Consider the following 20,902-nt stretch of genomic DNA (forward strand, 5'->3'; position numbering starts at 1 on the left):
AGCGCCAACTTGCCATAGGGCAGACGATGGCTCAGGGCCAATCGGGGTCGTAGATGCGCAGGGTGCCAAATCCCACCGGTGCTGGCGAGGGGTTAGGGCCGGCTGGGAAGGCGGTCACCTGGAACATATAGGTGTCTGAGCTGGCCGGATTGTTCCAGGGCTTCAACACCACGGTGACGGTTTGCCCAGGTGAAACCGGCTCGGGGAATCGGAGTGTGAAGCGGCGCGCATCACTTTCAAAGCTGGCCTCGACTGGCACCCGGGCACCCTGGCGGCGGGGCCGCCCCAGAAACGCCGAGGTGCGCTCGACAAAAAAAGGAAACCGGGTGTCCACGCCGCGGGTCTGCTGAATGGTCAGGCCACCGAGGGAGGCCCCGGCCTCGGGATCGAGGCTGATGGTGAAGTAGTACTCGGCGCGGCTTTGCCAAACGGTGGTGTAGTAACTCACCAGGTCCACATTCCAGGGGGGCCTGGTGAAGTAGGTGGTGCCCCGCAGTTCCATTGCCACAGCCGCGGGGGCCAGAGCTGCGGGGGCCAGGCAGGTGGCACCCAGGCAAGCCGACAGGGCCCAGCCGGGGGCGATCCGGCGGAGAGGAGAGAGCGGCACCGACGATCAGGCGAGTGGCAAAACCCTAGGTGGGGTCTGCAGAAATGGCTGGGGATCCTGGTCGCGCCGGTGGGCCACGGGAATGGCTGGCCCCTGGAGCGCGCCATCCTGGGGATCCAGGGCCGCGGTGGCCTCCAGAGCCTGGCGTAAGCGGCGGGCCGCATGGAGGGGCATGTCGCGGGGCACACTGATTCGATCCCGCAGGTAGCGCAGAGAAGCGGCACTGCCGGGCGGCGGGGGAAGTACCCCGCCCCGGATCAGGGCAGTGAGGGCCGTTCGCAGGGGCAGATCGAAGCCCGCCGGCCCCGCTGGGTTCCTGGCCAGGATCGGAGCGCGGTGCTTCAACACCCGGCCCAGGGCCACAGCCGCGGAGTGGGCTGGTTCGGCCTGGCTGGTTTCCGGATCGGGCGCCTCGATCGGCCAGGGGCCCCGATCAATCCGGGCGGCCAGCTGCCGCTGAACCTCCGAGCCACTGGCGTAGCAGCCGCCCATCTGGGGCGGTAGGTCGTGGGCGTGGGTGTGAAAGTCGCTCTGGGTGCCGAGGTAGGTGGTGCGCTGCTCCAGCGCGGCAAACCAACGGTCTATGGCGGGGTATTGGCGGCGCAGCAGGAAGCCTTTGTAATAAGCCAGGCTTGCCGCCATCCGCTCCACGTAGGGCACGAACACCAGATCGGCGCTGCTGAGCTCCCCCAGCAGGAAGGGGCCAGGCTGCAGCTCAAGGGCCTGCTGGAAGGCAGCGGCCATTTGGCCGAAGGCGGCCTGGGCTGAAGCCTCCTGCCGGGGCCCGAGCCCCGCCGCGCAGAGCCACTGGCACCAGGCACGGAAGAGCAGCCGCTCCAACTGGCGCAACTGGAGCACCTCGGGGTCGCCCATGGCCGGCCCCAGGCTGCCGAAGGCCCGCTCCAGAGCCTCAAGGATGCGATCACTTTCAGTAATCAGGCGCCCATCGAGCTGGAGGGCGGGCAGCATGCCTGTAGGCACAAGCCCCTTGAACCAGGCCTCCTTTTCGCCGTAGCAAAACATGGTGACCTTGCGGATCCGATAGGGGATCTGCTTTTCCTCGAGCCAGAGCCACACCTTCTGGCAGTAGGGACACCAGGCATGGTGGTCACGGAAAAGGGTGACCCGCAGGGCATTCTCCGGTTGGCCAAAGAGACGCAGGTTGGCTTGGGCGTTGGTGGGGCCCAAGCCCGGATCCGGCTGGTCGCTAGAGAGAATCTGGAGCTCTGCCCAACTCAAGGCAGCGTCTGGTTTGGCCAGGGCAGGGGCGGGGGGGCTCAATCCAGGGTGGCGTCGCCGGTTTCGCCGGTGCGGATCCGGATGGAATTTTCCACAGGGGTGACGGTGATCTTGCCGTCGCCTACTTCGCCGGTGCGGGCAGCGGCCTGAATTGCATCGAGCACACCGGCCACTGCAGAGTCGGTGACAACCGTTGTGATCATCATCTTGGGCAGCAGGCGCGCCTCAATTTTCACCCCTCGGTAGACCTCGGTGTAGCCCATCTGCTTGCCGAAACCCTGGACGGATGAAACGGTCAGACCATTGATGCCAAGGGCTACCAGGGCATCCTTGACCGGTTCGAGCTTTTCAGGACGGATGACAGCTTGAATCTGTTTCACGCGATACCAGTGGCAATCGTTTTGTTCTTAGCGAAAAAGCAGGCGCCCCTTCTGTAGCAACCGATTCAAACGCCGCCCAAGGGGTCAGGCCCAGCAAAAGGGCCGCATTCGACAAACCCAACCCCAAGAACCAATCTTACAAAGAAGCAGAACTTCGCTTCCCGCACTCATAGCTCAGAAATAATGCTCATGGCGAACATTTTGGGGATTTTGTTCGAAAACTTTGCAGTCGGGCGGGAATCATTGCGGCGAGGCTCCGAACCCCTGCCTGGGCGCGATTTGGTAACAAAACGAACATCCCATCTCCCTGGAAGAGCTCATTGTTCCCAGCGTTGGGATTTCGACCATCCCCCATCTGCGCAGCCGTCCTTCTGAACTGCCCATGACCATTGCATCCACCCCTCCGAGGCGCAAACGCCTCCACGAGGCCAGCCTCTCCGAAGGTCCGATGATGTTGTTCCGCAGCATTCGCGGATTCAGCAGCAGCCGCTCCCTCGTTTGGCTGGCCTGCGTGCCCCTGGCCCTTTTTGGCCTGGGTGTATTCAATCTTTCAGCCCACGCAGCCGAGCTTCCCGAACTCACTCCGGCATTTCTTGCAAACAACCTCTTCCTGCTGGTTAGCGCGATTCTGGTGATCTTCATGAACGCCGGTTTCGCCATGGTGGAAGCCGGGCTATGCCGCCAGAAGAATGCCGTAAACATTCTCTTCAAGAACCTTCTCGTCTTTGCAGTTGCCGCAAGCGCCTACTGGTTCATCGGCTACAAGCTGATGTACAACGCAGACTGGGTGATTCCTGGTTGGTTAAAGTTCGGAGGACTTTTCTTCGATCCAACAGTTACCCCTGAGATGGTAACTGATGGCAGCCTGGTTCCCAGTGTTGACTTCCTCTTCCAAGTTGCCTTCGCAGGCACAGCAGCCACCATCGTTTCAGGCCTGGTGGCTGAACGTATTAAGCTCACTACTTTCATCATCTTCTCCATCTTTCTGGTGGGTTTCGTTTACCCCATTATGGGTAGCTGGCAGTGGAACTTCCCCGATGATGCAGGCCTCGGTGGTGGCTGGTTAAATCGTCTTGGTTTCATTGATTTTGCCGGCTCCACCGTGGTGCACTCGATGGGTGCCTGGGCAGGGCTGATGGGCGCCATCATCCTTGGCCCCCGGATCGGCAAATTCATCGATGGCAAGCCCCAGGCGATTCCTGGCCACAACATGGCCATCGCCACCCTTGGTTGCCTGATCCTCTGGATCGGCTGGTATGGCTTCAACCCCGGCTCCTGGCTTTCGATGGCCCCCGAGGTTCCCTACATCGCTGTCACCACAACCCTTGGTGCAGCTGGTGGCGGTATCGCAGCCACCCTGGCCTCCCAGCTGCCGGGTTTCGGCCCTGACAAGCGGCCTGGCAAGCCTGACATCACCATGACCATCAACGGTATCCTCGGCGGCCTGGTCAGCATCACGGCTGGCTGCGATGCCATCTCGATGACTTCTGCCTGGGTCATGGGTTTCCTTGGCGGAATTATCGTCGTCTTCGCAGTGGCGTTGATTGACAGCCTAAAAATCGATGATCCGGTAGGCGCCTTTTCAGTCCACGGATGCTGCGGCATCTGGGGAACCCTGGCGGTTGGCCTGTTCCACATCGACAAGGGCCTGTTCACCGGCCACGGCTTCTCCCAGCTGGGCATTCAGTTCGTCGGCTCTCTCACCTTTGCAGTGGTATCAATCGTTGCATCGTTGATTCTCTGGTCGATCGTCGGCGCCTTCTTTGGCGGTATCCGGGTCGATTCTGAAGAAGAGATCGTGGGTCTCGACATCGGCGAACACGGCATGGAGGCCTATCCAGACTTCGCCGCTGCGGCCAAGTAGGGATTCAGCCAACCCCTTCCCCCAGCCCGCGGCCAGCCGCGGGCTTTTTTGTGCCTAAATATTTGGGCGAAAATTTGTGCAGGTCGTCGGCGAGCATCACCACCAGGGGCGCCAGTAACACCAAGGGGCCAAGCCTGGCATCGAAAGGGGTCATGGCAAACAGGCCGGAAAGGGGTGGCCAGCCCAGCAGCAAGGCCGTAAAACCAACCTCCACCGCCATTCCCAGCAAAAGCAGGGGGTTGCTCAGCCATGGCCGCCGCCCCAAATCAGCCAGGGCGGAGCGCCTCTCACTGCGACAGGCCAGTGCCGCGCCGATCTGGCCGGCCACGATGCAGGTGAAAGCCACACTGGATGCCTGGTGCTGGATGGAAGTGAGCACCGGGCCGGCCTGACCATGCAGCAGCAGGGGAGCGGCCCGGCGCAGATCATCCCAGCCAAGCCCGTGCATCCTCCAGGTGAGCAGGTAGCCCCCCATGGCAATCACCGCTTCCGCTAGCCCAAGCACCAGATAGGCGCGCAGCATCAGGGGACGATCCAGCAGCGCTGCCGTGCGGCGACGGGGCGGCTGGTGCATCAAGCCCGATTCGGGGGGCTCGGCCCCCAGGCCCAGGGCTGGCAGCAGATCGGTGCCCAGGTCCACCGCCAGGATCTGCAGCACGGTCAGGGCCGCCGGGATCTGGAAGGTCACCATGGCCAGAAAGGGCGTCATTTCGGCCACGTTGCTGGCCAGCACGTAGGGCAGAAACTTGCGGATATTGGCCACCACACCGCGGCCGTAGCGCACCGCCGTGACGATCGTGGCGAAATTGTCGTCGAGCAGCACCACATCGGCGGCCTCCCGAGCCACATCGGTGCCCTCCAGACCCATGGCCACACCCACATCGGCGGCCCGCAGCGCCGGCGCATCGTTGACCCCATCGCCGGTGACGGCCACCACCTCGCCGAGGGCGCGGTAGGCCTGCACCAGCCGCAGCTTCTGCTCGGGGGCCATGCGGGCAAACACCAAGCGGGTGCGGTATTTGAGCAGCTGGCGCAGCTGCACATCGCTGATCCGATCGAGATGGTCACCCTGGATCACCCGCACTGGATCGGCCTGGCCCGGAGCGGCGGATGGCCCGCCATTGCCAGCTGGGGGATCGAGCAGGCCGATCTGGCGGGCGATGGCCTGGGCCGAGAGGCCATAGTCACCGGTCACCATCGTCACCTTGATGCCGGCCTGGTGGCACTGGCGGATGGCCTCAGGCACCTCGGGCCGGGGCGGGTCATAGAGCCCGATCAGCCCCACCAGGGTGAGCTCCCTCTCCAGCAGATCCGCCGGAGCAGCCAGCAGGCTGCCATCCAGGCAACGCTGGGCCACGGCGATCACCCGGTAGCCCCGGGCCGCCAGGTCGTCGTTGGCGGCAATCGCCTCGGCGCGCCCCTGCGGAGAGCAGTGGGCCAGCAACTCGAGGGGGGCCCCCTTGGTTATCAGCCGCAGGGCGCCATCGCGCTCCACGATCACGCTCATGCGGCGCCGATGGGAATCAAAGGGCAGCTCCCGGCGGCGGGGCTGGCTCCGCTGCAGAGCCTCAATGCTGGGGTCGCGGGCCCATGCGGCCAGCAACATGGCCGTCTCGGTGGGATCGCCAAGGGCCCGCACGGCAGCCCCGCTGCGATCCAGGCGAGCGTTGGAGCAGAGGCACGCTTCAGCCAGCAGCCCAGTCTCATCGGCAGGCCCGGCCTGGGGCAACCACAGGGCCTCCACCGCCATGCGGTTGCAGGTGAGGGTGCCGGTCTTGTCGCTGCAGATCACACTCACCGAGCCCAGGGTTTCCACCGCCGAAAGCCTGCGCACGAGGGCCTTCTGGCTGGCCATGCGCTGGACGTTGATGGCCAGGGCCAGGGTGACGGTGGGCAGCAGGCCCTCGGGCACGTTGGCCACGATGATCCCAACCGCAAAAACCAGGCTTTCCATGGGGCCCATCCCCACAAACAGCAGGCTGAGGCTGAAGGTGATGGCCCCCATCGCCAGGGCGATGGCGGTGATGGTGCGCACGATGTGCCCCACCTGCTGCTCCAGGGTGCTGACGCCGCGGGGGGTGGCAGCGGTGAGGTGGGCGACATGGCCAAACTCGGTTTCGGCGCCGGTGGCATAGACGATGGCCTCGGCGCGCCCACTGGCCACGGTGGTGCCCGCCAGAACCAGGTTGGCGCGCTCACGGGTGGGGATGACGGCCGCCTTGCCAGGCTCCCCGGCAGCAATCGGATCGGCATGGCGCGCCACCGGCAGGGATTCACCGGTGAGCACCGCCAGATCGAGGCTGAGCTCAACGGCCGTGATCAGGCGGGCATCGGCAGGCACCTGATCCCCCTCCTCCAACAGGATCCGATCACCGGGCACCAACAGCTCAGCGGAGAGTTGGACGGGCAGGCCATCGCGCCAGAGCCGCACCTGGCGAGGCAGGGAGCGCTTGAGGGCCTCGAGGGTGCGCTCGGCCTGGTAGTCCTGCCAGAAGGAAAACAGGCCGTTGATCAACACCACCGCCCAGATGGCCCAGCCGAGCTGGGGGGTACCCGCCGCAAATGCCAGGGCGCCGGCCACCCAGAGCAGCAGGGCCATGAAGTGCACCAGCTGGTCAACGAAGCGCAGCAGCAGGGAACGGCGGCGCAGGCTCGGCAGGCGGTTGGGGCCGAACCGCTCGAAGCGCCGCTGGGCCTCCCCTTGGCCCAGGCCCTCGGGGGTGGTCTGCAGCGCCGCCGGCACCGCGGCGGCGGGAAGGCACCAGATCGGCTGGCTGGCCGAGAGCAGCACGGAACCAGAGGTGACGCGGACTGTTTCATCATGAACAGGCCCGGCCTAGGCGCCCACCCCCATGCTGAGCCTGCTGATCGATCTGGTGGTGATCTTCGGCCTGTCGGTGCTGGCAACCCTGGTGTGCCACCGGCTGCAACTGCCTTCGGCGATCGGCCTACTGGTGGGCGGCGTGCTGGCCGGGCCGGAACTGCTGGGCCTAGTACGCAACGTGCACGAGATCGAGCTGCTGGCCGAGATCGGCGTGGTGCTGCTGCTGTTCGTGATCGGCCTGGAGATCTCCATCGCCGACCTGACCCGGCTGAAGCGCTACTTCTCGGTGGGCGGCAGTTTGCAGTTCTTCGGCACCGCCGCCGTGGTGGCCGCCCTGCTGCTACCCACGGGCCTTAGCCCCCAGCAGGCGATCTATCTGGGTTTTGTGGCTGCCCTCTCGAGCACGGCAATCGTGCTGCGCATGCTGCAGGAGCGGGCCGAGCTGGAGACACCCCACGGCCGCTCGGTGCTGTCGATCCTGATCTATCAGGACATCGGCGTGGTGCCGGTGATGCTGATGGCGCCGCTGCTGGCGGGCACTGGCGGTGGCTCAGGCCTGGGGGCGATCGGCCTGCTGCTGGCCAAGGTGGCCCTAGTGGGGGCGTTCGGCTTCTGCGCCTACCGCTGGCTGGTGCCCTTTGTGCTGGAGAGCATCACCCGCACCCGCAGCTCGGAGGCCTTCCTGCTGGGGGTGTTCACGCTCTGTGTGGGCATCGCCGTGCTCACCCAGTCGCTGGGCCTATCGCTCGCCCTGGGGGCCTTCCTGGCTGGCTTCATCCTCTCGGAATCGGATTATTCCCATCAGGCCGTGGCCGTGATGCTGCCCTTCCGGGACGTGCTGATGAGCCTGTTCTTCGTGTCAATCGGCATGTTGCTCAATGTGGGGTTTCTGCTCAGCCACCCCTGGCAGATCGGCCTGCTGACACTCTGCGTGCTGCTGATCAAGCCGCTGGTGGCAGCGATCGCCTCCCTGCAGGTGGGCCTGCCCCTGCGCAATTCCGTGCTGGCCGGGGTGGCCCTGGGCCAGGTGGGTGAATTTTCGCTGGTGGCCTCCAAGGCAGGAGTGGCCGCCGGGCTGCTCAACCAGACCATCTTCCAAACCGTGCTGGATGTGGCCGTGCTCAGCATGATCGCCACGCCCTTCCTGGTAGCGAGTGGCCCAGCCCTGGCGAGATGGCTCGGCCAGACTCCCCTGAAACGGCTGCAACAGCCGCGGCGGCTGCAGGAGTCGGCCAGATCGAGCCACACCTACAACGCCCACATCCTGATCGTGGGATTCGGGGTCACGGGCCGCAACCTGGCCCACACCGCCCGCCGCAGCAATGTGTCCTACGCGGTGGTGGAAGTGAATGCGGGCATCGTTAAGGAAGCTCTGGGCCAGGGGGAACCGATCCACTACGGCGACGCCAGCCAGCCACCGATCCTGGAGCTGGTGCAGGCCAAAGCGGCCCGGGCCATTGTGGTGGTGATCGACGATCCAGCCGGAGCCCGGCGGGTGGTGGAGCTCTGCCGGCGGGTCGCCCCCAACGCCTACATCCTGGTGCGCAGCCGCTACCTACGCGAGGTGGAGGCCCTGATGGCCCTGGGGGCCGACGAGGTGATCGCCGATGAGCTGGAGGTGTCGATCGAGGTGTTCTCCAGGGTGCTGGCGCGGATGCTGGTACCCCGGGAAGACATCAAGAACCTGATCGGCGATGTGCGGGGCGAGTGGCGGAGCATGACCCGTGGCCTGGCTAGGGAGGCCACCACCGTCCACGACCTGCGGGTGACGGTACCCAACCTGGCGACCCAAAGCCTGCGACTGGGGTCCAGCTCGCCCCTGCTCGGCAGCACCATTGCCACCAGTGGCCTGCGCAGGCAACACGGAATCACGGTGCTGGCGGTGACGCGCCAGGAGGAGACGATCGGCAACCCGCCGGGCGAGCTGTCCTTCCAACAGGGGGACGTGTTGTTTGTGATCGGCCCCAGCGACTGGGAGGCTGATCAGATCCACTGAGCCTGCCAGGTTAGTTCAGGCCAGGAGATCGTTGCGGAGTTTGCGGATGCGCTCGAGCAGCTCAGCTCGCTTCTGCTGCTTAAAGGCATTTCGGGCCAGAAAATTGAGCACGGCCACCAGGCCCACCAGCTCCAGCAGCCCCCCCAGCAAGGGAATCTCGTTGATCGCCCCAAGGGTGGCGCCTGTTAGGCGCAGAGCCATACCTGCCAGCCCCGCCAGCAGCAGCAGGCGCGCCGCTGGCAACAGATCCGCGAGCGACTGGAGCCGGGCGGCGCCGAGCTTTTGCAGCAGCTGGTTGAGAAACTGGAGGGGCAGGCCAGGCTCTGCAGCAGGAGGAGCCAGGGGAGCCGGGCTTGCCTGGGGGATGGCTTCGAGAATCTGCTCAGCTGGCAACTCCAGAACCTCTGGCGTCAGCTCCGGTGTGGGGGGCGCTGGGAGAGGCTGGGCATTGACTTCAACCAAGTCAGCTTGCGACACAGGCCACAGTCGTTATAAGGCGGAGTTCAGCTGGGGGCCAGCCCCTGCTCGTTGAACACCCCCTCAAACAACACCGAACTCAGGTAACGCTCACCGGAATCGGGCAACACCACCACGATTGTCTGACCAGCAAAACCATCCTCCCGGGCCAGCCGCAGGGCAGCGGTAGTGGCGGCGCCGCAGGAGATGCCAGCCAGGATGCCCTCCTCCTTCATCAGACGGCGGGCCATGGCCACGGCTTCCGCGTCGGTGACGGTTTCCACCCGATCCACCAGATCGAGATCGAGGTTGGCCGGCACGAAGCCGGCGCCGATGCCCTGGATCTTGTGGGGTCCGGGCTTGAGCTCCAGGCCGGCCTTGGCCTGGGAGATCACCGGACTGTTGCTGGGCTCCACCGCCACCGCCAGCAACGACTTGCCCAGGGTTTCCTTGATGTAGCGGCTGACGCCGGTGATGGTGCCACCGGTGCCCACGCCCGCCACCAGCACATCCACCTGGCCGTCGGTGTCGCTCCAGATTTCCGGGCCGGTGGTGTCGTGGTGGATCTGGGGGTTGGCTGGATTGGAGAACTGCTGCAGCAGCACGTAGCGGTCGGGATCTGCGGCTGCCATCTCCTTGGCGGCACCGATCGCACCGCCCATACCCATGCGCCCTTCGGTGAGCACCAGCTTGGCGCCATAGGCCGTGAGCAACTTGCGCCGCTCCAGGCTCATGGTTTCAGGCATGGTGAGGGTGAGCGGAATGCCCTTGGCCGCCGCCACAAAGGCCAGGGCGATGCCCGTGTTGCCGCTGGTGGGCTCCACCAGCTCCTTGCCCGGCCCCAGCAGGCCCTCCTGCTCCGCCCGCCAGATCATGGCCGCCCCAATGCGGCACTTCACCGAAAAGGCGGGATTGCGGCCCTCGATCTTGGCCAGCACCCGGGCCCCGCATCCCTGGGTCACCCGGTTGAGCTGCACCAAAGGGGTTTTGCCAATGGTGAGGCTGTTGTCGGCATAGATGCTGGTCATCCGATCGGTGCGGGAATGGGGCAGACCGGGAGACCGGGTCCGCTGGCCAGCCTAGGAATGGCTGTTTGGCACCACCTGGGTTTGAAGGTGTCCGTCACACCAGGCCGTAGGGGCGGCCATCGGCGGGGTCGCTAATGCCGAGCTGCTGGCGCCACTCGCTGACGGGGCGCTCCCAACCCTCCTCCCAGCGGGCCGCCAGCAGGCACTGGGCCTGGTGGCCGATCGCCATGCCGTGGGCCACGGCGCAGCTGAGCTCCTCAAAACGGTCGGTCTGAAAGCGGAAGCTGGCCAGTTGGGCGGCCGTGGTGAGCAGCACGTAGGCCGGAAAACCGAGCTGGGCGGCGGTAATCGCCAGCACCCCACTCTCTCCGGCGGGCATGGTGCCAAAGCCCGCCACCACGTGGTGGATGTCGTGGGTGGTGGCGACCCGCTGGGTGAGCCACTGGGCCTCGCTGCTGGTTGGACGCGGGCGGAAGAATTCCGGGTCGTAGTTGAGCCGGCGGATCAGCTCGGCATAAACCCTGCCCAGACTGCCCTCGGGCAGCTGGATCAACCCATCAATGTCCGGTTGGAGCGGGGGGTAGCGCCCCTCAAGCATTGCTGCGCCGCCTGGCACGGCCCGGAAGCGGCGAACCGAATCCAACATCTGGGGACTGTCGATCATGTTGTCGAGCAGATCGGCAACCGAACTGAGCTCACCGCCACTGCGGCCGATCGCCGCCAGCAGCTTGAAGTTATTCGCCGCCCGCAGCAGCTCGCCAAATCGCGACATGGACATCAGTTCACGAGGAATGGAGCCAAGCCGGAATTGATTCAGGCCGGCTCCCACTCAATCTTGACGACATCAATGGGCCCGCGACCGCCCCGATTGAGCTCATTGGCTGCCCGCAGGGCCGCTTCATGGGTATGAAACAGATAGGCCTCTGTGGTGCTGCCCACGTCCACCAAGCGCTGATCTTCGCCGGCAATCGCCACAAATGTGCAGTCACCAAGGCGCTTAAGTGCATAGCGCTCGGCCTGGGTGCAGTCCATCGGATGGGATGGATCTATCTCGGGAGCCCAGAAATGCATGATCTTCGAATCAATAACAATCAAACTAGCCACCCGTCAATGCGGAATCGACCTCTGCGGGGCCAGTTGGGCGAGAGGCCGTTGCAATTAGCAATGGCCTGGACCAATCACCCCAGGCAGGATAAGTTCCAACTGGGCACCGCCTTGGGGCTGATTACTGGCCTGAATGCGGCCACCGTGGGTAGCAGCAATCTGCTGCACAATCGACAGGCCCAGGCCACTGCCGATGCGTTGACTGCGTGCCCTGGAGGGATCGCCCCGGTAGAAGCGTTCAAACAAATGGGCCAGATCATCTTCGCTGAGGCCCGGGCCCTGGTCTGTTACACCCAACTGGCACCATTCAGCGCGACTGTCGATGCTCACCCGCACCACCCCGCCATCGGGGCTATAGCGAAGGGCATTGTCCAGCAAGTTGAGCAGGGCCCGATGTAGCCGGGAACTGTCACCGCGCAGTTGCAGCTGGGCCGGCGCCTGCAACTCGAGCCGGATTCCGCGCGGGTCGGCCAGGGGGCGCAGGTTGGCCCACACCTGCTGCACCAGGGAGGGCAGGTCCACCAGGCCAGTGCGCTGGGCCGTACCCGGCAGGCTGTTCTCCAGGCGCGAAAGTTCGAGCAGATCGCCAACCAGCTCCTGGAGCCGCAGCAATTCCCGCTGTAAGCGCTCCACCAGTCGCACGTTCTGGCTGGTGACCTGGCCGGCCAGGCTGTCGCCAACCAGCAACAGGGCCGTGAGCGGTGTTTTGAGCTCATGGGCCACATCGCTCACCCAGCGCTCCTGCTGTTGCAGCTGGGCATCGAGGGAACGACGGCTCTGCAGCTGCACCCCGAGCCAGCCAACCCGGCCGGGAACCACCATCACGTCGAGGTCGTGGCTGCCGGTGTGCCATTCCAGTCGCTGGGGCCTGTCCTGGCGGCGGGCGATCCTGATGCTGCCGACCAGGGCGGGGTCGTCACAGATTTCAACGAAGGGCTGCCCCACCAGCAGCCTGCCAGCATCGAGTTGGAGCAGCTCCTCCGCCCTGGGGTTGATGTGGCCGATGTTGCCAGCCTGATCCAGCAGGATCCAGCCGGTAGCTGAGGAATCCAGCCAGCTCAGCAGCTGCCTAGCCCGGGGCAATCGCCGGCTCAGCCCACCGCGTTGGCGCCAGAGAAGAATCAGCAGGCAAGCCAAACAGCCCAGGGCCGCCCCGAGCCCGAAGGCCAGCAGAAAACTAGCCAAATCAAAACTAGCCAAAGCGATAGCCAAAGCCCCGCACCGTCACCAGGTGCACCGGAGCCGAGGGGCTGGCTTCAAGCTTTTCGCGCAACCAGCGAATGTGGACGTCGACGGTTTTGCTGTCGCCGAAGTAATCAATTCCCCAGAGTTGCTCCAGCAGCTGGTCGCGGCTCCAGACCCGCCTGGGGTTGAGCATGAACAGCTCCAGCAGGCGGTATTCCTTCGGGGAGAGATTCACCTCCAGGCCATCCCGGGTGACCCGGCACTCCTCCTGGAAGAGGCGGAGGTTGGCATGCTCCAGCACCCGATCTCGGGCGATATGGCTGGTGGAGCGGCGCAGCAGGGCCCGACAACGGGCCACCAGCTCCCGCATGCCAAAGGGCTTGACCAGGTAGTCGTCAGCACCCACCTCCAGGCCCAGCACCCGATCGGTTTCCGTGTCGCGGGCGCTCACCACCAGGATGGGGGTCTGGTTGCTGTGCTGGCGCAGCTGGCGGCAAATATCCAGGCCCCCCAGCCCGGGCAGCATCAGATCGAGCACCACCAGATCGAACCCCTTGACATCGGCGGGCCGCTGCAGGAGCTGAAGGGCATCGCGACCGTTGGCGCAGGGCCGCACAACGAAACCCTCCAGTTCAAGGGCCTCACAAATTGTCTCGCGAATCGTTTCGTCGTCTTCGACGACGAGCAAGGAAGGCTGCATGGCCCCATTCTCACCGGCCCGGCGCAAAAGCCGGGGTTATCGACGCTTGGGAAGGTGACGCACCACCAGACGCCTCTGGCAATCGATGTGGAGCCAGCCCTCCTCGCGCAGGGTGCCCAGGATGCGGGTCACGGTGACCCGGGTGGTGCTGAGCGCACTGGCGAGCTCCTGGTGGGTGAGTTTGATGTCGAGCCGCAGCCCCTCCTCACAGGGTTGGCCGTAGTCGTTGGTGAGCAACTCGAGGAAACCGCGCACCCGCTCCTCAATTCGCCGCAGGCCCAGCAGGGCAAGCAGGGCCTCGGACTGGCGGTAGCGGGCCGCCATGCCCTGGAGCAGCCCCATGGCCAGGTGGGGAGAGCGCTGGATTTCCTCACAGCTCACGCAGAGCAGATCCGTACTCACCAGCGTTGTTGCCGAATAGGCATCCACGTTGGTGAGGGGATCGCCAAAGGGTTCGTTGGGGCCGGCCAGGCCAAGCAGGAGCTCGTCGCCGTGGATGGTGATCGCATTGAGCTTGACCATCCCGCGCACCACCAGCCAGATACTGCGCTTGAGCAGGGGCACCTGGCTGCCCGCGGCGAGGTGCACCAGGCTGCGTTTCTCGTAGCTGGCCTCGAGCAGCTCGCGGACACTGTCGCTGCGACCCGGCTGGAGGGAAGGCGTAAACACCATCGCGAGCGAGTCCCAGGATTTCCAGAACGCTATGGAACGCCCCGCCCCACCAGGCAAAGGCCCGGTAGTCCCGTGTTTAAGGGTCGGTTAGGGCCCGGCGGACCGCACCTGCCAATCTGGTGGCCATGAGTAATTCCCTGCCAACTGGCACCGCAAGTGTCAGCGCACCCCGTTGGTTTGTGGCTGGAGACCTGGACGGTTTCCTGGGCCTGGGGCTGGACAACCTGATCCAGATCCTGTTGATCCTGGGTTTATGCCGCGGCGTACTCGGCTATCCAGACACCCTGCTCCTCGGCACAATTTTGCCCGCCACCGGCATCAGCCTGCTGGTGGGGAATGGGGCCTACGCCGTGCAGGCCTACCGGCTGGCCCGCCTGGAGGGCCGCAGCGACCGCACTGCCCTCCCCTACGGCATCAACACGGTGAGCCTGTTTGCCTATGTGTTCCTGGTGATGTTGCCGGTGAAGTTGGCGGCCCTGGCGGCGGGGCTGGATGAGGCCGCTGCCGTGCAACTTTCCTGGCAGGCGGGCCTGGTGGCCTGCCTGGGCTCGGGTCTGATCGAGGCCAGTGGTGCCTTCTGCGCCCAACTGCTCAGGCGGTGGCTACCCAGAGCCGCCCTGCTCTCCACCCTGGCGGGGATTGCACTGGGCTACATCGCCCTGGGTTTTCTGTTGCGCACCTATGCCCAACCGGTGGTGGGGCTCACGGTGCTGGCGGTAATTCTGGCCACCTATTACGGCCGGTTGCAGTTGCCGATCCCAGGTGGGCTGCTGGCTGTGCTGGTGGGCATGGCGCTGGCCTGGGGGACAGGCCTGATCAAGCTCGATCCCCAGACCTGGAGCAACCAGGTGGCCCAGGTGGGCCTGCAGCTTCCCCATCTGGAGCTGGGGGCCCTGTGGCAGGCCCGCGGCCAACTGGTGCCCTGGCTTGGGGTGATCGTGCCGATGGGGCTCTTCAACCTGCTCGGCTCGCTCCAGAACATCGAAAGCGCCGAGGCCGCCGGAGATCGCTATCCCGTGCGCAGCTCCATGCTGATCAACGGCATCGGCACGATTGCGGCGGCCGCGCTGGGTTCGTGTTTTCCGACCACGATCTACATCGGCCATCCGGGCTGGAAAGCCATGGGCGCCCGCATCGGCTACTCCTGGCTGAACGGGGTGGTGATGGCCATCGCCTGCCTGCTGGGCCTATTTGGCGTGGTGTCCCAGCTGGTGCCAATTGAGGCGGGCATGGCGATCGTGCTCTACATCGGCCTGGTGATCGCCGCCCAGGCGTTCCAGGCCACACCCAGTGCCCATGCTCCCGCGGTGGCCCTGGGCCTGCTGCCGGGTCTGGCCGGCTGGGGAGCCCTGCTGCTCAAGGCTGGGCTGAGGGCCGGCGGGGCCGGCAGTGGGCTCCAGCCGTTCGGGCCTGCCCTGCTGGAGCCCCTGCGCCAGGCGGACGTGTGGGCGGCGGGCGCCTTTGCCCTCGAACAGGGCCAGATCATCACCGCCATGCTGTTGGCGGCCATGCTCGTCTACGTGATTGAGCAGCGCTTTTTGGCTGCAAGCCTGGCTGCGGCCGTGGCGGCAGGCTTTTCCTGGTTTGGCGTCATCCATGCCTGGCGGTTCACCCAGGCAGACACGGTGCTGCAGGTGGGCTGGGGAGTGGGCTCGCTCTGGGCGGTGGGCTACCTGCTGATGGCGGCGGTGTTTCTGCTGGCCGCCCTGGCCGGACGCCTGCGCCCCCACTGATCTAGAGCCTGTGACGATCCCCAGCCGGCGCCGGCCTATGGGGCCTGGCCCCCCCGCAGGATCCAGAGGATCGAGCCCTGGCGCCACAGCAGCCAGAGCTCGTTGCCAAGGCGAATCGAGCGGCCGTGCAAGTCGCCGAGGGCCAGGGGCTCGGCGGCCGCGGGAGCCACACTGCGAATCTCAATCCCCTGGGGCTGGGAACCCAGGCCAGCCGGCAGGGGCTGCTCCTTGGCAGCAGCCCAGATCGAGAGCAGGGCCTTCTCCTGGCCCGGAAGCAACCACCACTGGCGCCGCTGCACCGCGACCAAGCCGGCGGAAGCCTCACCGGGCTGGCCCCCCGCGGCCACCTGCCTGGCCAGCAGGAAGGCTTCACCGGGCTGGCGGGGCAGGGGGGAGGGCGGGAAGGAGGGCAGAGGTGAGGGCTGGGAGGAGTACCGAGAAGAGGACTGGGTCGCAGGAGCCGCCTGCGTGCTGGTCGGCGGCGGGACAAGGGCGGCGGGCGGCGGCGGCGGCAGGGCCAGGAGGCCCTGCAGGGGAATGGTGTTCAGGGAGGCCGCCGGTGTAGCTGACGGGGCAGGGCGACTCCAGCTCAACAGGATCGGGGTGTCATCGACCCGCGCAGGGCGGCGAGGCCGGCGGGCCTCCGGCCAGCCAGCCTGCAGGGCCAGCAGGATCGGCAGCTGCAGGGCCAAGGCAGCCAGAAGGGCGGTACCCCAGCGACGGACCCGGGGGTCAGCCAGCCGCGGCGGCAGGGGCAGGAAGCTGGATTTCAAGGAAGAGGGGCAAGGAGTCGAGCTGGCTGAGGAGACGACGCACCTCAGCCCAGGGGGTATCGGGATCGGGCACGAGCCGCAGGCGGACCGGCCTGCGCCGCCGGACCTGCTCGGCCAGCAGGCCGGGGAGCTCGGCGGCGGCGATGGGTTGGTTCAGCAGCCTCAACTGGCCGTCGGCGGCGACATTGAGACTGATCACCCCCTCAGCCAGGGAACGCTGCAGCCGCCGTTGCTGGGGCAGCAGCACCAGGCCAAGGGCCAGGCCGCAGAGGGCAGTAGCCAGCAGCCCATGGGCCAGGGCCTGGAGCAGTAGGGGCCTGTTCATCGAGCCACCGGCGGCGCCTCAAACCGAACCGGCAGGGTTGAGTGCTGCTTCAACCAGGCCAGGGAGCCTGCCACCTGGGCAGCGCTCAAGGCTCCAGAGGGCTGGAAGCGCAGGGCGACAACGCTGCGCGGCCGAGCCCTCAGGACCCGGGCAACCATGGTTGAGGTCAGGGGCATGCCGTTGAGGATCCAGCTGCCCTGGCCTGTGAGGGCCAAAGCCAGGGTCTCGCCGGGGGCCCCAACGGATTCGGCAGCAGGCGTGGGGTCGGGCGCAAGCAGCAGGGCCGGCAGGGCCGCAACGGCAAACAGCACCGTGATGGTGCAGGCCGCCAGGGGCACCAGCAGCAGCGTCAGCCAGTTGGCCTCCAGCACTGGCGACTTCATGGCTGAATGCTTGCGCCAAGGCCCAGCTGCCACTGGCGCAGGCCCTGGTTGAGCAGCAACAGGGCCAACGCCACAAAGGTGAGTTGCAATCCCAGCAGGGTGGGCAGCAACACATCGCCGTAGCCGGCCAGGGGTGCGTTGGCCGGCAACAGCAACTGGGGGCCCAGTTGCCTCAGCACGGCCATCAGCCCTGCCGTGGTTCCAATTAGGCCCAGCAGGGGCGCCAGCACCACGGCCGCCTGCAGCAGGGGTTCACCCCAGGCCATCTGCCTTTCCCAGGTTTCGAGCACAGCGCGGCGCGCCTCAGGCGAAGGCGCCTGGGCCATCGCGGCGCCGAACTCCCGCCAGGGGCGCCGGCCACGGCGCCACCACCGCCACCAAAAGGCGCATCGATCAAAGCCGATGGTGAAAACGGCCAACGACAGCACCAGCAGGGGCAGGGCAACCGGCCCGCAGGCCTTCCCCAGGGAGAGGGCAGATGCCATAGAGCAAACAAATCATCGGGAGGCTATGAACTCCCGCATGTCAATGCCGGTATCCGGCTTGCTTGACATGCCAAGGAGGCCAACCATGCACCCAGCTGGCCAAGCAGCTCGGGCTGGAGCTGGTAATAGGTCCACCGGCCCTCCTCGCGGGCCTCGATCAGGCCAGCCTCCTTCATCACCTTGAGATGGAAGGACAACTTCGACTGGGCCAGCCCAAGCTCGGCCGTGAGCTCACAGACACAGCGCTCGCCACCGCCAAGGGCCTCAACCACCTGGATGCGGATCGGATCGGCCAGGGCCTTGAGCAACTGGCGGGCCTGGCCAGCCGCCAGGGGCATGTAGTGCGGGGAGGGGGCGACGGGCACGGGAGCGGGCCTGGCAAACAGATCAAAGTTAATTGGTTAGAAAGTTAATTGGTTAGACACACCGGGCCGGCTACTCAGGGCCGATCAAAAGGGGGCAAGGTTTCATCTGCATACACCTTCCCTCAGCCCTAGAGATTCATATAACATCTCTACCGATGAATTGCCGCACGCAGCAAACTGCTGTGGCGCGCAGCAGATTGGCAGCTTGATCGCATAAAAGATTACAAGGGCAAAAGAAATCCATAGGATTTGGTGGATCAACCACTTAATTTATGCGTATTACAGATCAACTGTTCAAAGACGACGAGCCAAAGAAAACCAAGCCCATGGGGAGCCAAATATTGATCTACCTAGCCAGCAATAGCCATAATGGCGCAACCACTAAATTAATCCTCCCAGCATGGAGTCAATTAGGCGTCCGTAAGAGTGGGGGCATCCACTGATGACCATCGTGCTCGTGACGGGTGGCGCTGGCTACCTGGGGTCCTCGGTGCTTGCACCCCTAAAACTGGCTGGATACCAGCCAGTCGTATTCGACAACCTCAGCCACGGCTTTAGCCAGCTGGTGTTACAACACAACGTGCCGCTGGTCCTGGGGGATCTGTCCGATCGTTCGCTGCTGCGATCCGTGCTGAAGGCATACCGGGTCGATGCGATTCTGCATTTCGCAGCTCTCGCCAACATGGGTGAATCAAATGAGCAGCCAAATCACTACTACCGGATCAATACGGTCGACGCCCTAGGACTACTCGAGGAAGCAATAGCCTATCGACCCCAATCGCCTCCGGCAGTTATTGTCTCATCCAGCTGCGCGGTGTTTGGCATACCACCAGCCTTGCCAATTGCGGAGCTCAGCACCCGAACGCCAATTAATCCGTACGGCCGTAGCAAGCTAGCAATGGAGTGGATGCTTGAAGATCTGGCCCAGCGCTACCGCTTCCCAGCGGTGATCCTGCGCTCCTTCAACGCCGCAGGAGCAGATCCACAAAATGGCTGCGGCGAATGCCGTCAACATGAAACCCATCTGATTCCGCTGGCTATCGAAGCAGCATTGGAAGGAAAACCGTTTATAATTCATGGTGATCATTTCGAGACGCGCGATGGCAGTGCCATTCGCGACTTCACCCATGTGCGGGATCTAGCATCCGCCCATATCGCTGCTCTCGATTACCTGATTGCCGGTGGCGCCAGCACCGATTTCAATCTAGGCACTGGAGTTGGCTATTCGGTGCGTGAGGTGCTCAATTGCGTGGAGCGAGTGTGCGGACGGCCGATAACCGTGAAGATCGGCCGCCGGCGCTTGGGCGATCCACCGGCCCTGGTGGCCGACGCAGCCAAGGCGCGTCAACTGCTGCATTGGCAGCCGCACTATTCCGATCTGGAGCGAATCGTGCGCGATGCACTCAGCTGGGAGCAACAACGCCAGCGAGTGCCAGGCCTGGGGCGCTTGGTCACCGCTTAGGGCTATGGCCTTGGCCTCAGCTGGGGGAGATGGTGGTCGGGCCCATCATGGCCGCTGCCTGGATTATCTCCATGGTGGAGGCCTCCACCTGTTTGGCCACCGCCAAAAGCTCAGGATCCTGCGAGAGCATGCTGAGCATGGGCTCAGGCTTAATCATGCCAATGCGGGTTTGCCCGGCTTCGGTATAGACCGATATGCGGCAAGGGAGAGCCATATTGAGGGACATGTCGGCCGCCAGCACCTTGGCCGCCTGCTGGGGATTGCACACCTCGAACACCCGGCAGCTCTCAGGGAAGCTGAGGCCTTTGCTGCGCAGAGTCTCAGCCAGGTCGTGCACAGCCAGGACCCCAAAACCATGGGCCACAACAGCATGTTCAAGATCTACACAGGCATCCCCAAAAGATTTAAGCGAATCAACAACAAAAAAAGGATTCATGGGATCTGGCATCAGAAAAACAACCGCAAGCAATGACAAGAGACCGGGGACACCCTCAGACGCAACGAACTCTGAGCGGCCGGAACAGGATGACAATCGCAGCAATCAGCAGCAATACATGAACAAAGGCGATGCCAATATATCCGCCATGGATCAAAGAAGATGAGCGGTATCTATGGATAATTTATTTCATTGCTTGTAGGCGGCTTCAGCAACCTCCATTATAGCTGAATTATTGGACGAGGCCTGAACCTGCTTTGCCTTGCCCGTGGGCTGCATAGTGAAGCATTTCATAGCTCTCACCTGCAACAATCACTTTAACGTCATCCATGTGGCTCATGCTAGCAAGCATGGTCTCGGCACAAACCATCAATGAATTCCAAATGCGGGCTGCCGATCCGCCTGCATGGCGCGCCGTTGCCACACAGGCGCGATCCGCAGCAAGGATGGCGCCATCAAAGAGATCTGGATTCTGCACGTGCTCAGCTGGGGTCCAGCCTGTCAACTTTTCGATCTGACGAGCCCCTGGAGCCTTCAGCATGGGCTGGGGGAGAGGCGGCGGCGAGGGGCTCAAAATGCAAATCGGCTTGGCTGCGCCTAATGCGGCAACTTGCCACACATTGATTCGCAGGCGGTGCAAGCAGTGCCTAAAACAAGGCAGTATTAAGGCAAAGCGTATAAATTGAGCTTTGAACCGTGTTATTACGGGGCGTGGCAAGTCCGACTGGCAAGGCCAGCACGGGCTGTGAAGGGAACCACTCCGATCACTGCACGGCGACAATTAGGTAGGCGGGTCCGCGCAACTACATAGGCGGGTCTCAACGCGCGACAACAGGGCTCCGGTTCAGCTCTGGAGCTTTGTCATGCCCGCGTCTTTGTCGTTAC

The 20,902-nt window shown here is 64.5% G+C and carries 22 protein-coding genes; 4 read left to right on the top strand and 18 right to left on the bottom strand.

All coding sequences use genetic code 11. The features are described 5' to 3' along the window. Nucleotides 1-31: 31 nt before the first annotated feature. Genes KBZ15_RS03605 through KBZ15_RS03615 form a run of 3 tightly spaced genes read right to left on the bottom strand, consistent with a single transcriptional unit; the run spans nucleotide 32 to nucleotide 2,226 of the window. Nucleotides 32-607, bottom strand: coding sequence for a DUF2808 domain-containing protein (locus KBZ15_RS03605; RefSeq protein ID WP_254931145.1), 576 nt, complete (start codon nucleotides 605-607; stop codon nucleotides 32-34). Nucleotides 608-613: 6 nt separating this feature from the next. Then, nucleotides 614-1,888 carry a glutathione S-transferase family protein gene (locus KBZ15_RS03610; RefSeq protein WP_255013426.1) on the bottom strand — a complete coding sequence of 425 codons (1,275 nt, stop codon included), beginning with the start codon at nucleotides 1,886-1,888 and terminating at the stop codon, nucleotides 614-616. Beyond that, nucleotides 1,885-2,226 (bottom strand): P-II family nitrogen regulator, encoded by a 342-nt coding sequence (locus tag KBZ15_RS03615; protein WP_255013429.1) that lies wholly within the window; start codon nucleotides 2,224-2,226, stop codon nucleotides 1,885-1,887. The genes KBZ15_RS03610 and KBZ15_RS03615 overlap by 4 nt, the downstream gene beginning before the upstream one ends. Before the next feature lie 382 nt (nucleotides 2,227-2,608). On the opposite strand from KBZ15_RS03615, the gene KBZ15_RS03620 reads away from it, so the two are divergent. Beyond that, complete coding sequence (locus KBZ15_RS03620; RefSeq protein ID WP_255013432.1) at nucleotides 2,609-4,090, top strand: ammonium transporter; 1,482 nt, start codon at nucleotides 2,609-2,611, stop codon at nucleotides 4,088-4,090. 4 nt (nucleotides 4,091-4,094) lie between these two features. On the opposite strand, the gene KBZ15_RS03625 is transcribed toward KBZ15_RS03620, so the two are convergent. Next, nucleotides 4,095-6,881, bottom strand: coding sequence for a cation-transporting P-type ATPase (locus KBZ15_RS03625; RefSeq protein ID WP_255013435.1), 2,787 nt, complete (start codon nucleotides 6,879-6,881; stop codon nucleotides 4,095-4,097). A 61-nt stretch (nucleotides 6,882-6,942) separates the two neighbouring features. Here KBZ15_RS03625 and KBZ15_RS03630 point away from each other — a divergent pair, with 61 nt between their 5' ends. Next, on the top strand, nucleotides 6,943-8,910 hold the full coding sequence (locus KBZ15_RS03630) for a cation:proton antiporter (protein ID WP_255013436.1): 1,968 nt from the start codon (nucleotides 6,943-6,945) through the stop codon (nucleotides 8,908-8,910). A gap of 15 nt (nucleotides 8,911-8,925) precedes the next feature. Here KBZ15_RS03630 and KBZ15_RS18500 read toward each other — a convergent pair whose 3' ends face one another. From KBZ15_RS18500 to KBZ15_RS03665, 7 genes are all read right to left on the bottom strand, one after another. Beyond that, complete coding sequence (locus KBZ15_RS18500) at nucleotides 8,926-9,387, bottom strand: CAAD domain-containing protein (RefSeq protein ID WP_255013438.1); 462 nt, start codon at nucleotides 9,385-9,387, stop codon at nucleotides 8,926-8,928. 26 nt (nucleotides 9,388-9,413) lie between these two features. Then, nucleotides 9,414-10,394 carry a cysteine synthase A gene (gene cysK / locus KBZ15_RS03640; protein WP_255013441.1) on the bottom strand — a complete coding sequence of 327 codons (981 nt, stop codon included), beginning with the start codon at nucleotides 10,392-10,394 and terminating at the stop codon, nucleotides 9,414-9,416. A gap of 94 nt (nucleotides 10,395-10,488) precedes the next feature. Next, a complete protein-coding gene (locus KBZ15_RS03645) occupies nucleotides 10,489-11,166 on the bottom strand; it encodes a Coq4 family protein (protein ID WP_255013443.1) in 678 nt (225 codons plus the stop codon). A gap of 41 nt (nucleotides 11,167-11,207) precedes the next feature. Beyond that, nucleotides 11,208-11,426, bottom strand: a complete 219-nt coding sequence (locus tag KBZ15_RS03650; protein ID WP_197150178.1) for a hypothetical protein — start codon at nucleotides 11,424-11,426, stop codon at nucleotides 11,208-11,210. Between the two features lie 126 nt (nucleotides 11,427-11,552). Then, a complete protein-coding gene (locus KBZ15_RS03655) occupies nucleotides 11,553-12,683 on the bottom strand; it encodes a cell wall metabolism sensor histidine kinase WalK (protein WP_255013445.1) in 1,131 nt (376 codons plus the stop codon). A 7-nt stretch (nucleotides 12,684-12,690) separates the two neighbouring features. After that, nucleotides 12,691-13,383, bottom strand: coding sequence for a response regulator transcription factor (locus KBZ15_RS03660; protein ID WP_197150181.1), 693 nt, complete (start codon nucleotides 13,381-13,383; stop codon nucleotides 12,691-12,693). A 36-nt stretch (nucleotides 13,384-13,419) separates the two neighbouring features. After that, the gene (locus tag KBZ15_RS03665; protein WP_255013447.1) at nucleotides 13,420-14,055 is read right to left on the bottom strand and encodes a Crp/Fnr family transcriptional regulator; all 636 of its coding nucleotides are present in this window, start codon (nucleotides 14,053-14,055) and stop codon (nucleotides 13,420-13,422) included. A gap of 125 nt (nucleotides 14,056-14,180) precedes the next feature. On the opposite strand from KBZ15_RS03665, the gene KBZ15_RS03670 reads away from it, so the two are divergent. Beyond that, nucleotides 14,181-15,788 (top strand): NCS2 family permease, encoded by a 1,608-nt coding sequence (locus tag KBZ15_RS03670; RefSeq protein ID WP_255013449.1) that lies wholly within the window; start codon nucleotides 14,181-14,183, stop codon nucleotides 15,786-15,788. 35 nt (nucleotides 15,789-15,823) lie between these two features. On the opposite strand, the gene KBZ15_RS03675 is transcribed toward KBZ15_RS03670, so the two are convergent. The 5 genes from KBZ15_RS03675 to KBZ15_RS03695 are packed head-to-tail and all read right to left on the bottom strand — an operon-like array spanning nucleotide 15,824 to nucleotide 18,119. Further along, the gene (locus KBZ15_RS03675) at nucleotides 15,824-16,561 is read right to left on the bottom strand and encodes a hypothetical protein (protein ID WP_255013451.1); all 738 of its coding nucleotides are present in this window, start codon (nucleotides 16,559-16,561) and stop codon (nucleotides 15,824-15,826) included. Then, on the bottom strand, nucleotides 16,521-16,886 hold the full coding sequence (locus KBZ15_RS03680; RefSeq protein WP_255013453.1) for a hypothetical protein: 366 nt from the start codon (nucleotides 16,884-16,886) through the stop codon (nucleotides 16,521-16,523). Before KBZ15_RS03680 ends, KBZ15_RS03675 begins: the two co-directional genes overlap by 41 nt. Next, entirely contained in the window at nucleotides 16,883-17,269 is a 387-nt protein-coding gene (locus KBZ15_RS03685) for a hypothetical protein (protein ID WP_255013454.1), read from the bottom strand. The genes KBZ15_RS03680 and KBZ15_RS03685 overlap by 4 nt, the downstream gene beginning before the upstream one ends. Continuing rightward, nucleotides 17,266-17,754: a MotA/TolQ/ExbB proton channel family protein gene (locus KBZ15_RS03690; protein ID WP_255013455.1), complete on the bottom strand. Its 489-nt coding sequence runs from the start codon at nucleotides 17,752-17,754 to the stop codon at nucleotides 17,266-17,268. Before KBZ15_RS03690 ends, KBZ15_RS03685 begins: the two co-directional genes overlap by 4 nt. 23 nt (nucleotides 17,755-17,777) lie before the next feature. After that, the gene (locus KBZ15_RS03695; RefSeq protein WP_396123395.1) at nucleotides 17,778-18,119 is read right to left on the bottom strand and encodes an ArsR/SmtB family transcription factor; all 342 of its coding nucleotides are present in this window, start codon (nucleotides 18,117-18,119) and stop codon (nucleotides 17,778-17,780) included. Nucleotides 18,120-18,561: 442 nt separating this feature from the next. Here KBZ15_RS03695 and galE point away from each other — a divergent pair, with 442 nt between their 5' ends. Continuing rightward, entirely contained in the window at nucleotides 18,562-19,581 is a 1,020-nt protein-coding gene (gene galE / locus KBZ15_RS03700) for a UDP-glucose 4-epimerase GalE (RefSeq protein ID WP_255013457.1), read from the top strand. A 16-nt stretch (nucleotides 19,582-19,597) separates the two neighbouring features. On the opposite strand, the gene KBZ15_RS03705 is transcribed toward galE, so the two are convergent. Further along, complete coding sequence (locus KBZ15_RS03705) at nucleotides 19,598-20,122, bottom strand: DUF302 domain-containing protein (protein WP_255013459.1); 525 nt, start codon at nucleotides 20,120-20,122, stop codon at nucleotides 19,598-19,600. 127 nt (nucleotides 20,123-20,249) lie between these two features. After that, a complete protein-coding gene (locus KBZ15_RS03710; protein ID WP_255013461.1) occupies nucleotides 20,250-20,558 on the bottom strand; it encodes a hypothetical protein in 309 nt (102 codons plus the stop codon). Nucleotides 20,559-20,902: the final 344 nt, after the last annotated feature.

The organism is Cyanobium sp. BA20m-p-22 (assembly GCF_024346275.1).
Classification (GTDB): Bacteria; Cyanobacteriota; Cyanobacteriia; order PCC-6307; family Cyanobiaceae; genus Cyanobium_A.